This is a genomic window from Labrenzia sp. THAF82 (assembly GCF_009363435.1).
Taxonomy (GTDB): Bacteria; Pseudomonadota; Alphaproteobacteria; order Rhizobiales; family Stappiaceae; genus Roseibium; species Roseibium porphyridii.
Genome location: NZ_CP045354.1, coordinates 1,586,507 through 1,602,714 on the forward strand (window position 1 = coordinate 1,586,507; position 16,208 = coordinate 1,602,714).

At 55.3% G+C, this 16,208-nt stretch carries 14 protein-coding genes; 7 read left to right on the forward strand and 7 right to left on the reverse strand.

The genetic code is table 11. The features are described from left to right. Nucleotides 1–16: 16 nt before the first annotated feature. The 7 genes from FIV00_RS07600 to FIV00_RS07630 all read right to left on the reverse strand — a co-directional run bounded on the left by FIV00_RS07600 (nucleotide 17) and on the right by FIV00_RS07630 (nucleotide 8,966). Nucleotides 17–1,321, reverse strand: a complete 1,305-nt coding sequence (locus tag FIV00_RS07600; RefSeq protein WP_152500177.1) for a sugar ABC transporter substrate-binding protein — start codon at nucleotides 1,319–1,321, stop codon at nucleotides 17–19. Nucleotides 1,322–1,406: 85 nt separating this feature from the next. Further along, complete coding sequence (locus FIV00_RS07605; protein WP_152500178.1) at nucleotides 1,407–2,438, reverse strand: LacI family DNA-binding transcriptional regulator; 1,032 nt, start codon at nucleotides 2,436–2,438, stop codon at nucleotides 1,407–1,409. Nucleotides 2,439–2,726: 288 nt separating this feature from the next. Next, nucleotides 2,727–3,398: a DUF1523 family protein gene (locus tag FIV00_RS07610; RefSeq protein WP_209006853.1), complete on the reverse strand. Its 672-nt coding sequence runs from the start codon at nucleotides 3,396–3,398 to the stop codon at nucleotides 2,727–2,729. After that, nucleotides 3,395–4,783: a DUF6638 family protein gene (locus FIV00_RS07615; protein ID WP_152500179.1), complete on the reverse strand. Its 1,389-nt coding sequence runs from the start codon at nucleotides 4,781–4,783 to the stop codon at nucleotides 3,395–3,397. Before FIV00_RS07615 ends, FIV00_RS07610 begins: the two co-directional genes overlap by 4 nt. Next, a complete protein-coding gene (locus FIV00_RS07620; protein WP_152500180.1) occupies nucleotides 4,780–6,729 on the reverse strand; it encodes an ATP-binding protein in 1,950 nt (649 codons plus the stop codon). The genes FIV00_RS07615 and FIV00_RS07620 overlap by 4 nt, the downstream gene beginning before the upstream one ends. A 9-nt stretch (nucleotides 6,730–6,738) precedes the next feature. After that, a complete protein-coding gene (locus tag FIV00_RS07625) occupies nucleotides 6,739–7,872 on the reverse strand; it encodes a hypothetical protein (protein WP_152500181.1) in 1,134 nt (377 codons plus the stop codon). Nucleotides 7,873–7,889: 17 nt separating this feature from the next. Continuing rightward, nucleotides 7,890–8,966, reverse strand: a complete 1,077-nt coding sequence (locus FIV00_RS07630; protein ID WP_152500182.1) for a hypothetical protein — start codon at nucleotides 8,964–8,966, stop codon at nucleotides 7,890–7,892. A gap of 324 nt (nucleotides 8,967–9,290) precedes the next feature. Between FIV00_RS07630 and FIV00_RS07635 the strand changes: the two genes are divergently transcribed. The 7 genes from FIV00_RS07635 (at nucleotide 9,291) to FIV00_RS07665 (ending at nucleotide 16,197) form a co-directional block, all read left to right on the forward strand. Then, the gene (locus FIV00_RS07635) at nucleotides 9,291–10,319 is read left to right on the forward strand and encodes a LacI family DNA-binding transcriptional regulator (protein WP_152500183.1); all 1,029 of its coding nucleotides are present in this window, start codon (nucleotides 9,291–9,293) and stop codon (nucleotides 10,317–10,319) included. A gap of 228 nt (nucleotides 10,320–10,547) precedes the next feature. Next, nucleotides 10,548–11,867, forward strand: coding sequence for an ABC transporter substrate-binding protein (locus FIV00_RS07640; protein ID WP_152500184.1), 1,320 nt, complete (start codon nucleotides 10,548–10,550; stop codon nucleotides 11,865–11,867). A 168-nt stretch (nucleotides 11,868–12,035) separates the two neighbouring features. Next, nucleotides 12,036–12,983 carry a carbohydrate ABC transporter permease gene (locus FIV00_RS07645; RefSeq protein ID WP_152500185.1) on the forward strand — a complete coding sequence of 316 codons (948 nt, stop codon included), beginning with the start codon at nucleotides 12,036–12,038 and terminating at the stop codon, nucleotides 12,981–12,983. After that, a complete protein-coding gene (locus FIV00_RS07650; protein WP_152500186.1) occupies nucleotides 12,980–13,921 on the forward strand; it encodes a carbohydrate ABC transporter permease in 942 nt (313 codons plus the stop codon). Before FIV00_RS07645 ends, FIV00_RS07650 begins: the two co-directional genes overlap by 4 nt. Continuing rightward, entirely contained in the window at nucleotides 13,918–14,106 is a 189-nt protein-coding gene (locus FIV00_RS07655; protein WP_152500187.1) for a hypothetical protein, read from the forward strand. The genes FIV00_RS07650 and FIV00_RS07655 overlap by 4 nt, the downstream gene beginning before the upstream one ends. A 5-nt stretch (nucleotides 14,107–14,111) precedes the next feature. Then, a complete protein-coding gene (locus FIV00_RS07660; RefSeq protein ID WP_152500188.1) occupies nucleotides 14,112–15,209 on the forward strand; it encodes an ABC transporter ATP-binding protein in 1,098 nt (365 codons plus the stop codon). Beyond that, nucleotides 15,202–16,197, forward strand: coding sequence for an ABC transporter ATP-binding protein (locus FIV00_RS07665; RefSeq protein WP_152500189.1), 996 nt, complete (start codon nucleotides 15,202–15,204; stop codon nucleotides 16,195–16,197). Before FIV00_RS07660 ends, FIV00_RS07665 begins: the two co-directional genes overlap by 8 nt. The last annotated feature ends 11 nt before the right edge of the window (nucleotides 16,198–16,208 follow it).

Here is a 16,208-nt window from a genome sequence, read left to right on the forward strand (position 1 = left end):
TCGGGGGAGGAAACCCTTAGTAGCCGGCGGCTTCCATTTCCTCAGCCGTGTTCGCTTGAGCTTTTGCAAGCGCTTCATCAACGGTCTGCTGACCGGCAACCATTGCTGAGAATTCCTGACCAGCAGCCGTACCGATGCCAGCCCATTCCGGGATAGCGACATACTGAATGCCGACGTAAGGAACCGGCTTGACAGTCGGGCTGTCAGGGTTGGCCGCGTTGATGCTTTCGAGCGTCATCTTGGCGAACGGGACCTTCTGGTACTCCGGGTTCTCGTAGAGCGATGTACGTGCTCCAGGAGGTACATTGGCCCAGCCTTCCTTGGAGGCTACGAGCTCGATGTATTCCTTCGAGGTTGCCCATTCGATGAACTGCTTGGCAGCTGCCTCTTTCTGGGTGCCGGCCGGAATGGCGAGTGCCCAGGCCCAGAGCCAGTTCGAGCGTTTATCAACGCCTTCCTTGTTCGGCGCGAGTGCGAAGCCGACCTTGTCTGCAACCGTGGAGTCGTTCGGGTTGGTCACGAAGGATGCTGCAACAGTCGCATCGATCCACATACCGCACTTGCCCTGCTGGAACAGTGCCAGGTTCTCGTTGAACCCGTTGGTGGACGCGCCCGGAGGGCCATAGCTGGTCAGAAGGTTGTTATAGAAGCTGACAGCGTCTTTCCACTCAGGTGTGTCGAGCTGCGGCTTCCAGTTTTCATCGAACCAGCGTGCACCGAAGGAATTGGCAACGGTGGTGATGAACGCCATGTTCTCACCCCAGCCGGCCTTGCCGCGCAGGCAGATGCCGTAGATTTCGTTGTCCTTGTCCGTCATGGCCTTGGCAGCGGCTTCTACATCGCTCCAGGTCGGAGCATCCGGCATCGTAACACCGGCTTTTTCCATGAGGTCCGTGCGATACATGATCATCGACGACTCACCATAGAACGGTGCCGCATAAAGGCTGCCGCTATGGCTCAGTCCGGCGCGCATTGCGGGCAGGATATCGTCTTTGTCATATTCGGCCGGCAGGTCGTCGAGCGAGACGAGCCATTCGTTTGCCGCCCAGATCGGGGTCTCGTACATGCCGATGGTCAAGACGTCGAACTGACCGCCCTTTGCGGCGATGTCCTGAGTGACGCGCTGACGCAGGACGTTCTCTTCAAGAGTGACCCACTCGACCGTATGACCGGTCTTTGCCGTGAAGTCTTCCGTCAGACCCTGCATACGGATCATGTCGCCATTGTTCACGGTCGCGATCGTGATCGTTTCCGCAAAGGCGCTGGTTGTTGTGATCAAAGTAAGTGCTGTGACCGCACGTAATGCGTTCTTCAAATACATCCTATGTCCTCCCTGGCTTGGATGTTGACCAAACCTTGAGGCAATAATTACCCGGCGTCAAGAAAAAATTTGCGCGCGTAAAATTTTAGGCGGACGCGCGTAACACCAACCGAGCTGCGAACAGGGTTTCCTCGCGGTCGTTGAAGGTGCCGCCGGCTTCGATCAGGTCATTTAATGTTCCGAAGGCATGGTTCGCGACGGAATCATAGTCATGAGCTGCTGTCGTCAGTGAAGGGCAGGTGAACCTGGAGAAGGGGTGATCGTCATGCGATGCGACCCGCAATGCGCAACCTTCTCCGCGGCCAACCCGAAAACCTTTTTCGTAACAGGCAGATAGGAGGCCGATTGCGAGACGGTCGTTGCTGCAAAGGATCGTGTCGGTCGGAAATCCATGCACCTCCAGAATTCGGAGTGCACCCTGGCGGCCAATCTCTTCAAAGGCCCACCCTTCGCCTTCAACCTTGACCACATGAGGTTCGAAACCGAGCTTGTCCATCATCTCGAGGTAGGCGGCTCGGCGCTTGTTTGCGTTCGGGTTCGCAGGCGTGGTCATCTCGAAAAAACATGGCGGCTCGCCCGATCGCGTCAGGTATTCGACGGTCTGCGAGACGAAACTGAAATTGTCCGAGCCGACAAATGCCTCGCCAATTCCTTCAATATTACTGTCGAACAGTACCGTCGGGACGTCCTTGCAGAATTTTTCAATATAGCTGTGGTCGGATGCACGGCCGAGCGGTGCAAGCAGCACTCCGGCTGGTTTCAAGGAGCGCAGGCTTCCCAGTATGTCGTTCTCCAGGCTTTGTTGACCGTGAGAGCTGAACAGGATCGGCCAATAGCCGGCGTCAATGCAGCGTCGCTCAATGTTTCGGGCGATTTCAGCGAAAAAAGGGTCGGCCAGATAGGGAACAACAATCCCGATATTCTTGGTCAGTCGGCGGTTCTGGTTGATCGCAAAGATGTTGGGGCGGAAATCGTAACGCTCAAGCGCTTGCTCGATCCGCTCACGCGTTGACTGGCGCACGCTGTCAGGATCATTGAAGTATTTCGATACGGTCGGTCTGGAGATCCCGCTGACGGCGGCAAACTCCTCCATGTTCCTGATTTTTCGATCCGTCATCAGTTGCCTTGACGCTCCGCCCATTATCGTTTCTGGTCAAGTTCCTACTGCCAAGTGGGCGGCAAAAACTTTCCGCGTGTAAAATTTTTTATTTACAATAGAAACTTTGCATTGGTCGGGTCAAGAAACAACGTCGCCAATATTTGCCGGCTATCCCATCAAATTCTCATGATTGAAGGGAAATCCGGCCACGATATCAGGTGTGTAGGTCACATCGGCGGAAAGCCTGGCTGAAGGCAGGTGTCGTCGCAATCGGGGCGCGCTCTGCGACTGGAGGCAGTCGCCTTGTCAGCCAAACCAGCGCTTCAGCCAGCGCCGGAAGCCGCTTGTGGCTTCGTTGGCGCGCTGTTGAGCATTCGCCTTGGCCTGTTCGGCGTTCTCTCCGACATCATCCATAAAGTCGTCGATCCCTTCCACGACCGGATCAATCCGCTTTTTCTTGAAAAGGCTCATGGTGCGGAGCACGAGCAATGCGAGCGCGGACAGCACCAGGATGAAGATGATGTTGAACCAGGGTATCAGCAGAACATCCGGACCTTCCACCTCTTCGATATCGATTGCGTTTGGAAAGATCGTGAAGAGTTCAATGCGCCAGCCGTAATGGGTGACGGCAATCCAGACCTCGTCCTCTTTCTTGGCCAGGTCCTGCGCTTGTGCAGTAATGTTGCTGGAATCGAACTTGAAATAGGGCGGCCAGCCCCAGTCGGTGTCTTCGTTTCGGTAAACGCGTGGTTTCCCGTCCGGCCAAACCGTATTGATGAAGCGGACGTCCCTGGTCCAGTTCGGATTGGTTCCTGCATCAGGAGCAGCCCAGAACCAGGACGAAGAACCAATGTCCATTCTTTTGACGTCCGTGCCGACGATCCGCACGACATCGCGGCCCGGCAAAGTGTAGTGGGCGAATACCACGATGATCAGCACCAGCGGGATGCCAATGATCCATTTAAGATACTTGATCAATCGTCGTCGTCCTCATCGTCGTCCTCATCATCGTCGTCGTCGTCACGGGTTTTGGGTATGGCTCCCCAGGGTCCCATGTTCTGACCGAAGCCATAATCCAGGTAATCTTCTTGCATTCCCGGTTCGGCTCCAAACAGTTCGCGGCGCGTGCCAGCCTTGTCGACCATATATTCTTCGGCGAGGAATTGTGCGACGAAGGTCTTCTTGGGTTCGCTCCATGTTCGGTAGTGGTCGTAAAATGCATCCTTGTGACAGATGAACAGTTGCCTGAAGTCGAGTGGTGTCAACTCAGCCAGGAGCCTGTTGACCAACATCTTGTCCGAATGATCGCTTGACCGGAAAAGATAAAAGAAAGCCGGGTCGTCCGGATCCGGCCAGCGAACCTTTCTGCCGGCGGCCATTCGGCGCACGGCGCTTTCCAGTGCATGGTAAGCCTCCGGCAGGTCGCTATGGTATTTTCGCTTGAGGTTGCGCAGATCCCGTCGCGAAATGTCTGAAAGGTCTTCGCCGAGCGACGCGGCCAGGTCGATCGCGACGAAGTCGAGTTTCTGGTTGAGGATGTCAATTGCATCGGCACCCAAAACGTCGTGGATGGCCTCGATCAAACCGTTCCTTGTCAGGTATGTTGCAATCGCCTTTCGGTCCTGCAGTGTCAGCACATACTTGACGGGCAAGTCTGAAACGATGTCCACATTTCTGGAGGCGATGCACGCGGTGCGTTTCACGTCGCGGAAAACATAAAGCCCGCCATAGTGCGAGGTGTGGAAGTTGCCTTCCTCAAAACTTTGCGTTTCCAGTTTCAACGGCGTGCGGATGATGTCGCCCGTATGTTTGGACAACTCGATCATCTCGGCAATCAGCACATCGTCCCACCATCCATCCGGCTCGCTCATGAATGCGTGGATCTTTGAAGAGAGTTCCTCGCTGGCCTCGACATGTGCGCCGACCGTGTCAGCCTCGATATCGATCTGACGGATGTCAAAAAGATCAAGCGGCGAGCGGATCGTATAGACCGTGTTCAGCAGCTCGCCGACCACCGCATCGTGCAGTGTGAGCGCAAACAGCTGCTCTTCATTCTGGTCGATGTAGCGCCGTAAAACGGTGCGGGAGAAGGAGAAATGGGCGTTGAGCAGAGGTGCTGTTTTTTGCGCAGTCGACAAGACGATGAACAGCCGATTGCAGCCGTGTGGATTAAGATAGTTCGGATCGTCCAACTCGTCACCGATCTCCGGCGAAAATCCGGAGATGTCGATATGGAATTCCTCCAGCTGAGTGGTCTTTCCGGTCAGATGTTCCAGGGCGCGATTATACCGGCTCACCATGGAAGGCGACGTCACCTCCACTAGATTGCCGAACATCAGCCCATGTCTGACCAGACGCATCATGAGCGGGATGTCTCTATGAAGCGTTTCTTGGCTTCTTCCATACGCTGCATGTCTCGCACGGCATTTTCAATCGCGGCCTCGTCGGACTTGTCCGCATAGCGGAACTCGCTGTCGGCGTAGCGATTGATCTCCTGGATAACCATTTCGATCGTGATCGGTTGCGCCAGCTCCGCGATCATGGACTTCTTGGTTTCATAGTCCTTGAACAGGAAAAGATCAGGGTTTTCCATCCATTCGTCCGGCAATTCGAAGTCCATCGCGCGCACTTTGACGGCGTCAGTGATGTTCTTGATTGCACGGCCGGTGAAACGTTCGTCTGCTTCTTGAATGGCTTTCAGGTATGCACCCAGTTTGGCTATGGTATCCAGCGCTCCAATATCGGAGCTGATCTTCTGAAAAACGTTCAACAGTGCATCTTCCTGTGGCTGCGAATGACTGTCATAGGACGCCGCCACGGCTTTCTTGATTGCCTGGGCTTCAAAAAGGTCATGGTTGCCGACAGGGATCGCGTGGTTCTTGCCCATCAGCAGATGCAGAATGTCGATATAGTCTTCACGGGTCTGAGGTCCGTCGACGAGAAAGCGGGCACCGGCCCGCTGGCGCAAGGCATCGTCTACATTCTCCGGATAGTTGGAAAACATTCCGAACGTGCAGTTGCCGCGCACGACGGTATTGGCGCCGGCAAAGCTTTCCATCAGAACCGCCGTGATCTCCAGCTGACCGGCAGATGACTGCCGGTCGCCGCGCTTGCCCGCAAGCTGGTCGATGTCGTCGATCGTGCCGAAGCCGATCACATTCGGGTCGGTCACGTTACGAATGAAAGCCTTGGCGTTCTGGGCCGACTTGCCCTGGTAACTGTCGATGCTCTCCGTCGACAGGTTTTCGTAGCGAAACGGGTATCCGGCCACTGCACAATATTCATTGATCATGCCGGCCATCATTTGAATGAGCGTGGTTTTACCGGTGCCCGGTTTGCCGTCGCCCATAAACGTGAAAATGAAGCCTCCGAGCTCGGCAAACGGATTCAGTTTGCGCTCAAAGTCATAAGCCATCACCATCTTTGACAGCTTCATTGCCTGGTATTTTGCAATGTGATTGCCCACGACCTCTTCGGGTTTCTTGAACGCCATGGTCAACGTCGTCGTGCGGGCCCGGGCCGAGGGAGTAAAGCCGGTGATCTCAAAATCGTCAGCCTCAACCCGGTACCGGTCATCCGAGAAGGGCTTCAGGGAAGTGTTGCCTTCCGCGCGCAAGGTAACCTTTTCCATCAACTGTTCGCAGAACGAGGTAATCAGGGCCACCAGTTGACTATCGGTTTCAATGCCGGCGGAAGTGATTTCCTGGTCGAGTTCCCAAAGTGCGCCGTGCAATGCAAGTTGGTCGTTGTCGATCAGGATTTCCTCTACTTCGCCGCATTGGATGTCCGTTTCGCCACTCTCGGCAGCAAGGCCGGACAGAAGAAAGTCCGTCATGTTTGCAAAGACGTGGAGTGAAATCAGAGCAGAGGCGGAAAGAAGTTCCTGAAAGCGCACCTTATGCGAAGCATCGAGTGAACCAGCCAGATTGGAGCGTTTGAGATCTGCAAGGCCCGTCTGTTCGGAGAACTGGTCTGCGGTAACCTGCGCTACGGAAAGCGCTCGGCGGAGCGCGCGCAGGATGTTTGCCTGCGTCGGTGTTGTCAGAACATCGTCGTCGCTCTCCAGGATTCGAGCTGTCAGCTGGACACCTTCGGGGCGCGCCGTTGACCGGGTGACCAGGCCCGGAGTGGTCGACCGAAACCGGCGCCGGCCGCCCAGCCCGGGTGAGCGTTCGCGCACCATGTCGGGTTCGCGCCTTGCGGCAATGCGCGGCGTGTGGTCGAACCCCTCAAGCAAGGCTTCCGCGAATTTGTATTTCTCGCGGATCTTGTCTTCTTTCAGTTCCATCAGGTCGTTGGTCAGGGTCACGCGAAAAACCTATTTGTAGCTGAGAATTTTGCCATTCGGGCTGACGGCATATTTGCGGATATGGGCAAACCCGGGTGGGTCGAGTTCTTCCAGTACCTGGTAAGGCCGCTGTGGCAAGATCAGAGATCGCTGCTGATGTGTGTGGCCTGCAGTGTCTGTGTCTTCCTGGGCGGACGTCGCAAGTGGGTCCAGCTGAAAAATCTGACGCTCGACAGTTGAGAAAAACCCGCTCGGTTCATATTCGATATTGGCAGCCAACAGTGTTTCTGTCGTCCAGGCCAGTGCCCAGTCCTCGCCCGGTTTTTGCCCGGCCTGCGCCAGAACTTCACGCAAGGGGCCAGATTGCTGCGTGAATGTGTGGCTGTACATCGGGCCAACGAAAAACCGCCTCAGGCGTTTGGGGTGGATATCGTCGAAGTCGCGATCAAACCCACGCGCAATCGTCAGGAGTTTCAGGGACGCTGCCGATTGAGCCACAAGCTGACTCTGGACGCGGGGCCATCGGCGCTCGTCTTTGGCAAGTGGCCGCCTGCCGGTGTCTTCAAGGTCCAGGATATAGATCAACGGAATATTCTGCTGGCTGTCATAAACCGCCCAATGCAGCCGATACCGACGCCGTTTTTCGCTGAGATTTCCGGACCATGCAATTCTCGGGTCGTTGCGCGCCCAGAACAGTTCCGCATTGGCCAGCTCATCATAATACTGGCGTTCGGAGGCTGCGAACTGCAGGTTTACCGGAACTGTATTCTCCTGGAGGATATGGTTGACCATCGCCAGTTTCAGATCGCGCATTGTCGGCAGCGATCTGAGATGGTTTTGCGCCTGCATGGCATCATTGGCCATCTGCAGAAGCTCCTGGTAGACAGGGAAGCCGCTGTCCTGGCGATCGATGCTCAGAAGGTTGGGCAGCTTGTCGGAGACTCGTCCCGCAAGCAGATACTTGTAGGAAAGCGCCGTAAAGGTTCCTGACAATCGGTCCAGGTAGGCCTGCAGGATAGGGATTTCACTTGCCAGTGCCGTGTTCTCAGAGACAACACTATCGGCGACGCCTTTCAAGTGCGAGATGATGCGCTCAAATTTGGCGAAGTAGCGCCGCGTTTCATGCGCTTCTTCCAGTGTCCTGTGATCCAGGGTCAGATCCAAGGCTCAGTCCTCAACCCCTAGGCGCCATAGGCATTTTTGTCGTGCTTGTCGACGATCTGCTGGAACCGGCGAGCAAACCGTTCGTCCGATTTTGCCTTTTCTTCCAGAACTTTGCGCGCAAACACCATGTGGTCCTCGTGCGCTTCCATCATGTCCGCCATGCGCTGGTTCGTGGCGGATCCGATGGCGGCCATGGCCGATTGCGCTTCCTTGTCGGTCGCAACGCCAATCTCGTTGATCTTGTGGGCAATGTCCTGTTGCTGCGCAGTCTTCAAGGATTTCACGAGAGCATCATAAAGAACAACGCGTTGTTTGGTGTCCGTCTGCAGCTTGTTGATCAGGACCATCTGCGTTGCGGCCTGGTTCTGCAGGCTGTCGACCCAGGTCTTGCCCTTTTCGATGTAGCGCTCAAGCGTCTGGCTTTCTGCCAGTTTGACCTGTTCTTCCTGGGCGAGCCGATTGTACTCAGCGTTCTTTTCCGCTAGCTGGCTCTCCAGTTTGGTGCGCTCAGCAGCGTCGGTTTCAACGGAGATCTTGTTTTCAAGGGCAATAATATCCGGATCCATGGCCAGGATTTTTGCCTTGATGTCCTCAAGCGTCCCGACCGTTTGCTCGCGCTGTGAGAGTGTTTCGCCCAAATTGGTTTCAACGCGTTTGCTGTGTTCGTTCAGGGTGTTGAGCTGGTCCTGCAGAAGCTGTCCAATAACATTGGATTTGGTGATCAAGTCCTGCAGCTTGTCGTCGATGCTGGCGCTGCGCATCCGCTCCTGGCGGATACTGTCCGACCGTGCCTTTGAGAAGATTCCGATGAAGCTTTCCCAGCCGGTTTTGGACCGCATGGCGTCGAAGTCCTTGGAAAAGGTCGCTGTCACATCGTCAAGCCCCATGATGAGTTCGGCAATGTTGGCACCCATCAGTTCGGTGTGGGCATGCACGTCATCCAGCGTCGCGTTTTCAATGTCGATGGAAATGTCCTGGCCGGCATCGAGTTTCGTGCGCGCCGATTCAATTTTTGAGGTCAGTTCGTCAATCTTCTGGCGCGCTGCTGCCACTTCCGTTTTAGACTTTTCAATCTGAGCGTTGAAATCCGCCATTTGACCATTCCCGAAATTGATAATTTTTACGTATTCTATTTAACAACTCTCCATGGAAATACAATTACAACGCGCTATCTCCGGTCCGTTAACCCGGTTGTAAATCCCGTTCCCGGGTTTGCGTTGCCGATCCGCCTGAATCGCTTTATTCCAAAAAAGCTTTCGTAGAAACCGATATGGGACAATAGCTCCTCCAACGGCAAAGACCAGGCGACAAGTGACTGAGCCTGCTTTGGGAATTCGGTTTCGAAATTTGATGATATGGCAAAATTGATTGACGTATGTCAGTTCGTTGCGCGACATTGAGTTCCTGAAGGAGGGGTGATGGTCAAGCCGACAGTGCATGATATCGCGCGCGAAGCCGGCGTCAGTCTGTCGACGGTCGACAGGGTTCTCAATGGCCGTGCTGATGTGCGACCAAAAAATGCCGAGCGGGTCAAGGCTGCCGTCAGAAAGCTTGGATATGTGCGCGACACCAACGCTGCCAATCTTGCCAAGCAAAGGCGATACAAATTTGCTTTCGTACTGCCCGAGGGCCCTAATCACCTGGTTGAAACCATTGTTGCCGCCATTCACGAAGCGACCTGGGCTCAGGTCGCTGACCGAACCGAGTTCCGCATCCTGTCGGTCAATGCCGCTGATCCGCATGCCGTCGTCGACAACCTGAATGCACTCGATCTGTCATCACTCGACGGCGTTGCGATCATGGTTCCGGAAACGCCGCAGGTTCGCGACGCCATTGCGCACATCAAAAGTGCCGGCATTTATGTGGTTGCGCTGGTCTCCGATTTGCCGAATTCCGGATGCGACTATTTTGCAGGAATCGACAACTTTTCTGCCGGTAAGACAGCCGGAGCACTCCTTGGCAAGTTTCTGCGAAACGAAACAGGAAGTATCCTCGTCGTCACCAATTCAATGGTCGCTCGTGACAGCATCGAGCGTCGCTTCGGGCTTGATGAAGTGCTTTCTCGTGAATTTCCTTTGCTCAAGACGCTGCCGACAATCGAGTTTCATGACGACGCAGAACGTATCCGCGAGACTTTGGGCCATGCTGTGGGTGCCAATCCCGACCTTAAGGCGGTTTATTCGATGGGGTCTGGCAACACGGTCATGCTGGATGCGCTGAGGGCTCAATCCGGGGTGGAGGACCTGATCGTCATTGCGCATGACCTGACCGCGGTGACGCGTCAGGCGCTTCTTGATGGGGAACTTGACGCGATCATTGCCCAGAATGTCGGTCATCTCGTCCGCAGCGCAATCCGTGTCTTGCGGGCCAAGTGCGACCGTGCCGATATCTATGAGGCACAGGAAAAAATCCGTATTGAGATCATCATGCGTGAGAATCTCTATTGATTTTTGAAGTTTGATCTGACGACGAAGACTTCTTTTTAGTTGATATTTTTCAATAATTTACTCCGTAATCGAGTACGGTTCTTCATTGCTTTTACGTCAAAAAGAAAGACGTATGTCAGTTTTTATGTTGACCAGACATACGTATGTCAATTACCGTCAGCGCGCACTTGGAGGAGTGCGTTGCCCCGGCAGGTGCCGGCGCACCACCAATTCGGGAGGATTACATCCATGAAAACTGCGAAGTTATTCGCGGCGACCGCATTTGCCGCCATGAGCGGGCTTTCTGTCTCCAACGCGCAGGCCGCTGACTTGACGCTTTGCTGGGCAGCCTGGGATCCGGCGAACGCTCTTGTAGAGCTGTCGAAGGAATTCGAAGCGGAGTCCGGCCACACAATGAAGTTTGAGTTCGTGCCCTGGCCGAACTTTGCCGACCGGATGCTCAATGAACTGAATTCAGGCGGCAAGCTTTGCGACCTGTTGATCGGCGACAGCCAGTGGATCGGCGGCGGTGCTGAAAACGGTCATTATGTCAAGCTGAACGAGTTCTTCGACAAGGAAGGCATCAGCATGGACGATTTCGCTCCGGCGACCGTTTATGCCTATTCCACCTGGCCGAAAGGCACGCCGAATTATTATGCGCTTCCGGCAATGGGCGACGCCAACGGCTGGTTCTATCGCAAGGATTGGTTTGCTCTTCCTGAAATTCAGGAAGCTTTCAAGTCAGAGCATGGTCGCGATCTGGCGCCCCCGAAGACACAGGCGGAACTTCTTGAGATTGCCCAGTTCTTCCAAGGTCGGGAGATTGACGGTCAGACGCGCTACGGCGCTGCGATCTTCACCGAGCGCGGATCGGAAGGCATCACCATGGGCGCAACAAGCGCCATGTACCCGTTCGGCTTCAAGTATGAAATGACGCCCGGCAAGTATGACATGGAAGGCGCGGTCAATTCGCCTGAAGCTGTTGCCGGTCTTGAGTTCTACAAAGAACTCTACAAAACCGGAACACCTCCGGGCTACACCGACAGCTACATGGAACAGTCGCTTGATGCCTTCAAATCAGGTCAGGTGGCAATCGCCATGAACTGGTTTGCATTCTTCCCCGGTCTTTATGCAGATCCGGACATCGGTGGCGACAAGATCGGTTTCTTTGTGAACCCGGGACAGAACAAGGAAGCCTCAACGCTTGGCGGACAGGGCATCTCCGTTGTGGCCTATTCAGAGAACCAGGATGCGGCACTTGAATACATCAAGTGGTTTGCTCAGCCTTCCGTTCAAAAGAAATGGTGGGATCTCGGCGGCTATTCCTGTCACGTGAGCGTTCTCAACGACCCGGGTTTTGCCGACAGTGCCCCATTTGCGTCCGACTTCCTTCTCGCCATGGATGGTGTCATGGATTTCTGGCAGGAGCCGGCCTATGCCGAGTTGTTGCTGGCCATGCAGAAGCGTCTTCATGACTACGTCGTTGCCGACCAGGGAACGGCCAAGGAAGCTCTCGACAAACTGATCGGGGACTGGACCGAAACCTTCGAAGACGAGGGTAAGCTCTAAGCGAGCGTGAACTGCAGGCAGCCGCATCCAAGGTGGCTGCCTGCCACTGAAAGTCTGGCCCGAGTGGGCTGACCGATTGCGCCCGGCCCCAAGCGAAATTTCGGTGCGACCAACGCATCCTGCACGGGTCAGCCTCTTTCATTCCATGGACCTTAAGAAGGGCGGCTTATGTCCGACACTCCCATCGACCGCATAGCTAAGGCGACGCCTCCAGGCGTCGCCGGTAAAATCAAAGGGCTTTCCGATCGCGCGATAGCGTGGCTGTTTGTTGCCCCGACGATCTTCCTGCTGCTTGCGGTGAATATTTTCCCGTTGATCTGGACGATCAACCTGAGTTTCACGAATTTTCGCGCCAACAGGCCGAACAGGGAAGTCGACTATATCGGGCTTCGAAACTACGAGCGCATTCTGACCGATGGCGACATCTGGCTGACAATGCAGGCAACGGCTCACTTCCTGTTCTGGACGATTTTTCTGCAGGTCCTGATCGGTTTCACACTTGCCTGGCTGATCAATCGCAAGTTCAAGGGCAACGATCTCTGGACGACACTGATCGTCCTGCCGATGATGCTGTCTCCTGCTGTGGTGGGCAACTTCTGGACGTTTCTCTACCAGCCGCAGATCGGCCTCTTCAACTACGGGATCTCCTTTCTCACGGGTGTCGATCCCTCCTCTTTCCAGATGATCGGCGATGTCGCTCTCGCGCCCTGGGCAATTGTAATTGTCGACACCTGGATGTGGACACCCTTTGTCATGCTCATTTGTCTGGCAGGGCTTCGATCGATACCTGACTACATTTATGAGGCAGCGGAAATCGACCGTGCCAGCCGATGGCGCCAGTTCTGGACCATCACCGTTCCCATGGTGCTGCCATTCCTGATGCTGGCCGTGCTCTTCCGCGGTATCGAGAATTTCAAGATGTTCGATCTGGTCGTCCAGCTGACCGGCGGTGGACCTGGTTCTGTCACCGAACTCACCTCCATCAACCTGAAGCGTGAAGCCTTCGAGAAATGGCGAACCGGATATGCGTCCGCCTACGCGATCATTTTGTTCGTGACTGTGTTCGGTCTGGCTTCGATCTACGTGAAGGCGCTTAACAAGGTGAAAGAAAGATGAGCAGCTATTCCATCACAGAACCGTCTGCACGACAGAAGTGGGTGGCTGGCTCTCTGGTCATTGCCTACGCGGTGATCACGCTCCTACCGCTGGTCTGGATCCTGACCACCGGCTTCAAGTCGCCGAACGATGCCATCGCCTACCCACCGAAAGTGGTCTTCGAGCCATCCCTGGAAGGGTATGTGAACCTCTTCACAACGCGAACGCGCGTCACACCCGAACAGCTGGAAGCGCTTCCACCGCCTGCGACCTGGTATGAGGAAATTGTGCGGGACCGCGACATGGTAATTGCCGGTCCGTCCCGCTACGGCGAACGCTTCCTCAATTCCGTCATTATCGGCTTCGGATCCACCTTCCTCTCGGTTTTCCTGGGAACGCTTGCCGCCTATGCCTTCTCGCGTTTCAAGGTGCCACTGAAGGATGATCTCCTGTTCTTCATCCTGTCGACCCGAATGATGCCTCCGATTGCGGTCGCCATTCCGATCTTCCTGATGTTCCGCACTCTGGGGCTCTCCGACACCCATCTGGGTATGATCCTTCTCTATACGGCCGTGAACATTTCGCTGGCTGTCTGGCTGCTCAAGGGCTTCATCGATGAGATCCCGAGAGAATACGAGGAGGCTGCACTGATCGACGGCTACACGCGGTTCCAGGCATTTTACAAGGTGGTATTGCCTCAGGCGGCAACCGGGATCGCTTCGACAGCCATCTTCTGTCTGATCTTTTCCTGGAATGAATATGCCTTTGCGGTGCTGCTGACATCGGGCACGGCCCAGACGGCGCCCCCATTCATCCCGACCATTATCGGTGTCGGTGGCCAGGACTGGCCGGCGGTTGCAGCAGGGGCAACGTTGTTCCTGGTTCCGGTCATGGTTTTCACGGTTCTTCTCCGCAAGCACCTTCTGCGCGGCATAACCTTCGGAGCGGTACGCAAATGAGTGAGTTTGTCAGCGGATTGGCCCGCTTTCGCCGCGGGTCCTGGGAAATGCTCGCATCCATTCTGATCGCCGTCGGTGTGATCATGCTGATGCAACCGCTTTTCCTCTGGGCCTACACCTATTCCTTCATAGTCACGCTGACCGGAACGGTGATGTTCATCGTTGTCAGCCATTTTCCGGAGTAACCGTCATGGCTGAAATCGTGATCAGGAACCTCAGAAAGGAATTCGGTGACTTCACGGCCGTGCAGTCCTCTTCCTTCAAGATCGAGGACGGCGAGTTCTTCATGCTGCTTGGCCCATCCGGCTGTGGCAAGACAACGACGCTTCGTATGATCGCCGGACTGGAACTGCCGACCTCGGGCGAAATCTATATTGATGGCGAGGAGGTTGGTCAGAAACCGGCGAGCAAACGCGACATCGCCTTTGTTTTCCAGATGTTTGCGCTTTATCCGCACATGAACGTGCGCAAGAACATCAGCTACCCGTTGATCAGTCAGGGCATGCCCAAGAGCCAGGTCAAAGAAAAGGTCGGTGAAGTTTCGAGGATCCTCGGCATTGAGGACATCCTCGATCGTCCGGTCGGCGGACTGTCAGGTGGCGATCGCCAGCGTGTCGCATTGGGCCGGGCAATCGTCCGCGATCCCAAGGCGTTCATGATGGATGAGCCGCTCGGGGCCCTTGATGCGGAGTTTCGCGAGCGGATGGCTGAAGAGCTGCGCGCACTCCATGACAGGATGAACGCAACCACTGTCTATGTGACACACGATCAGCTGGAAGCCATGCAGATGGGCGACAAGATTGTCGTCATGAACCATGGTGTGATCGAACAATTCGGTACGCCGCAGGACATCTACGACAAGCCTGCCACCATGTTCGTTGCAGATTTCATAGGCTCGCCCTCAATGAACTTTCTGCGCTTCCATGGTGAGGTACACGCCGGTTCTTCATCGGTGCAAATGCACCACGAGGATCTTGCTGTTCCAATGCTTCAGGAGCCATTTGAAGGCGACATGGTCTTCGGCAGCAGGCCGGAGCACATATCCCTTTCGGACAATGCCGGGTTCCGCAGCGAGGTTCTTGCGGCCGAATATCTCGGCACCACGCAAATCGTAACGCTGAAATCAACGAGTGGAGAGCTGAAAGCCCGAATACCCTCCGACAACAAAGTGCGTGCAGGCGAACATGTCGGGCTGGAATTCAACGGGTCTACGGTAACCCTGTTCGACAACCAGTCGGGTCGCGCATTGAGGTCCTCTCTGAATGAAGGAGTGCTGGCCCATGGCTGAGGTCAAACTTGCCAATCTGTCAAAGGCATTCGGTGACACGCAGGCCGTTGACGATGTCACGATGACCATTGCAAACGGTGCCTTTGTGACCTTGCTTGGACCGACTGGGGCCGGCAAAACCACGATCCTGCGTCTGATTGCAGGTCTTGAGCAGCCCGATCAGGGCGATGTCATGATCGGTGGTCGTTCCGTGGCCAACGACACGCCGGCACAGCGCAATGTCGCCATGGTTTTTCAGCAGTATTCGCTGTATCCGCATCTCAGCGTTCGCGACAACCTGGCCTTTCCGCTGCGTTCGCCGTTGTTGAAGACGCCCAAACAGGAAATCGACAGAAAAGTTGCGGAAGTGGCCGATGTCCTGAAGATTTCCCACAAACTGAACAACAAGGCGACCAATCTGTCCGGTGGTGAAATGCAGCGTGTCTCGATCGGGCGCGCCCTTGTGCGCTCGCCGTCCATCTACCTCATGGATGAACCGCTGAGTTCGCTCGATGCCAAGCTGCGGTCCGACCTCAGGATTGAGCTGAAGCGCATTCAGGAAAGTCTGGGGGCGACGATGCTCTACGTAACGCACGACCAGATCGAGGCAATGACCATGGCAACCCATGTCGGAGTGCTTGACGAAGGACGTCTCGTCCAATTCGGAACGCCGCGAGAGATCTATGAAGATCCGGTCAATCTTTATGTCGCCGGACGGTTGGGACAACCGCGGATAAATGTGTTGCCTGCCGACATGTTCGCCGGGGCGCCGTCCGGTGCCAAAACAATCGGGCTTCGACCTGAGCACATTGCTCAAGGTGAGGGAAAGCCATCGCAGATCAGGCGCGTTGAGCATCTTGGAGACCAGACTCGCCTGCATTTGTCGCTAGATGGGCATGAGATCGTCACCTTGTCGGAAAGTCGCACAACATATGAACCTGGCGACACGCTTGCCATTCAGCCACGCAATCCACTGTTTTTTGACGCCAGCGGCGCCAGAATTGCCTGAGGAGACGGGAC

What these genes read in the sequence shown, in the direction of transcription:
- FIV00_RS07600 (WP_152500177.1), bottom strand. Translation starts at nt 1,321, where the DNA reads ATGTATTTGAAGAACGCATTACGTGCGGTCACAGCACTTACTTTGATC.
- FIV00_RS07605 (WP_152500178.1), bottom strand. Translation starts at nt 2,438, where the DNA reads ATGACGGATCGAAAAATCAGGAACATGGAGGAGTTTGCCGCCGTCAGC.
- FIV00_RS07615 (WP_152500179.1), bottom strand. Translation starts at nt 4,783, where the DNA reads ATGATGCGTCTGGTCAGACATGGGCTGATGTTCGGCAATCTAGTGGAG.
- FIV00_RS07630 (WP_152500182.1), bottom strand. Translation starts at nt 8,966, where the DNA reads ATGGCGGATTTCAACGCTCAGATTGAAAAGTCTAAAACGGAAGTGGCA.
- FIV00_RS07635 (WP_152500183.1), top strand. Translation starts at nt 9,291, where the DNA reads ATGGTCAAGCCGACAGTGCATGATATCGCGCGCGAAGCCGGCGTCAGT.
- FIV00_RS07640 (WP_152500184.1), top strand. Translation starts at nt 10,548, where the DNA reads ATGAAAACTGCGAAGTTATTCGCGGCGACCGCATTTGCCGCCATGAGC.
- FIV00_RS07645 (WP_152500185.1), top strand. Translation starts at nt 12,036, where the DNA reads ATGTCCGACACTCCCATCGACCGCATAGCTAAGGCGACGCCTCCAGGC.
- FIV00_RS07650 (WP_152500186.1), top strand. Translation starts at nt 12,980, where the DNA reads ATGAGCAGCTATTCCATCACAGAACCGTCTGCACGACAGAAGTGGGTG.
- FIV00_RS07655 (WP_152500187.1), top strand. Translation starts at nt 13,918, where the DNA reads ATGAGTGAGTTTGTCAGCGGATTGGCCCGCTTTCGCCGCGGGTCCTGG.
- FIV00_RS07660 (WP_152500188.1), top strand. Translation starts at nt 14,112, where the DNA reads ATGGCTGAAATCGTGATCAGGAACCTCAGAAAGGAATTCGGTGACTTC.
- FIV00_RS07665 (WP_152500189.1), top strand. Translation starts at nt 15,202, where the DNA reads ATGGCTGAGGTCAAACTTGCCAATCTGTCAAAGGCATTCGGTGACACG.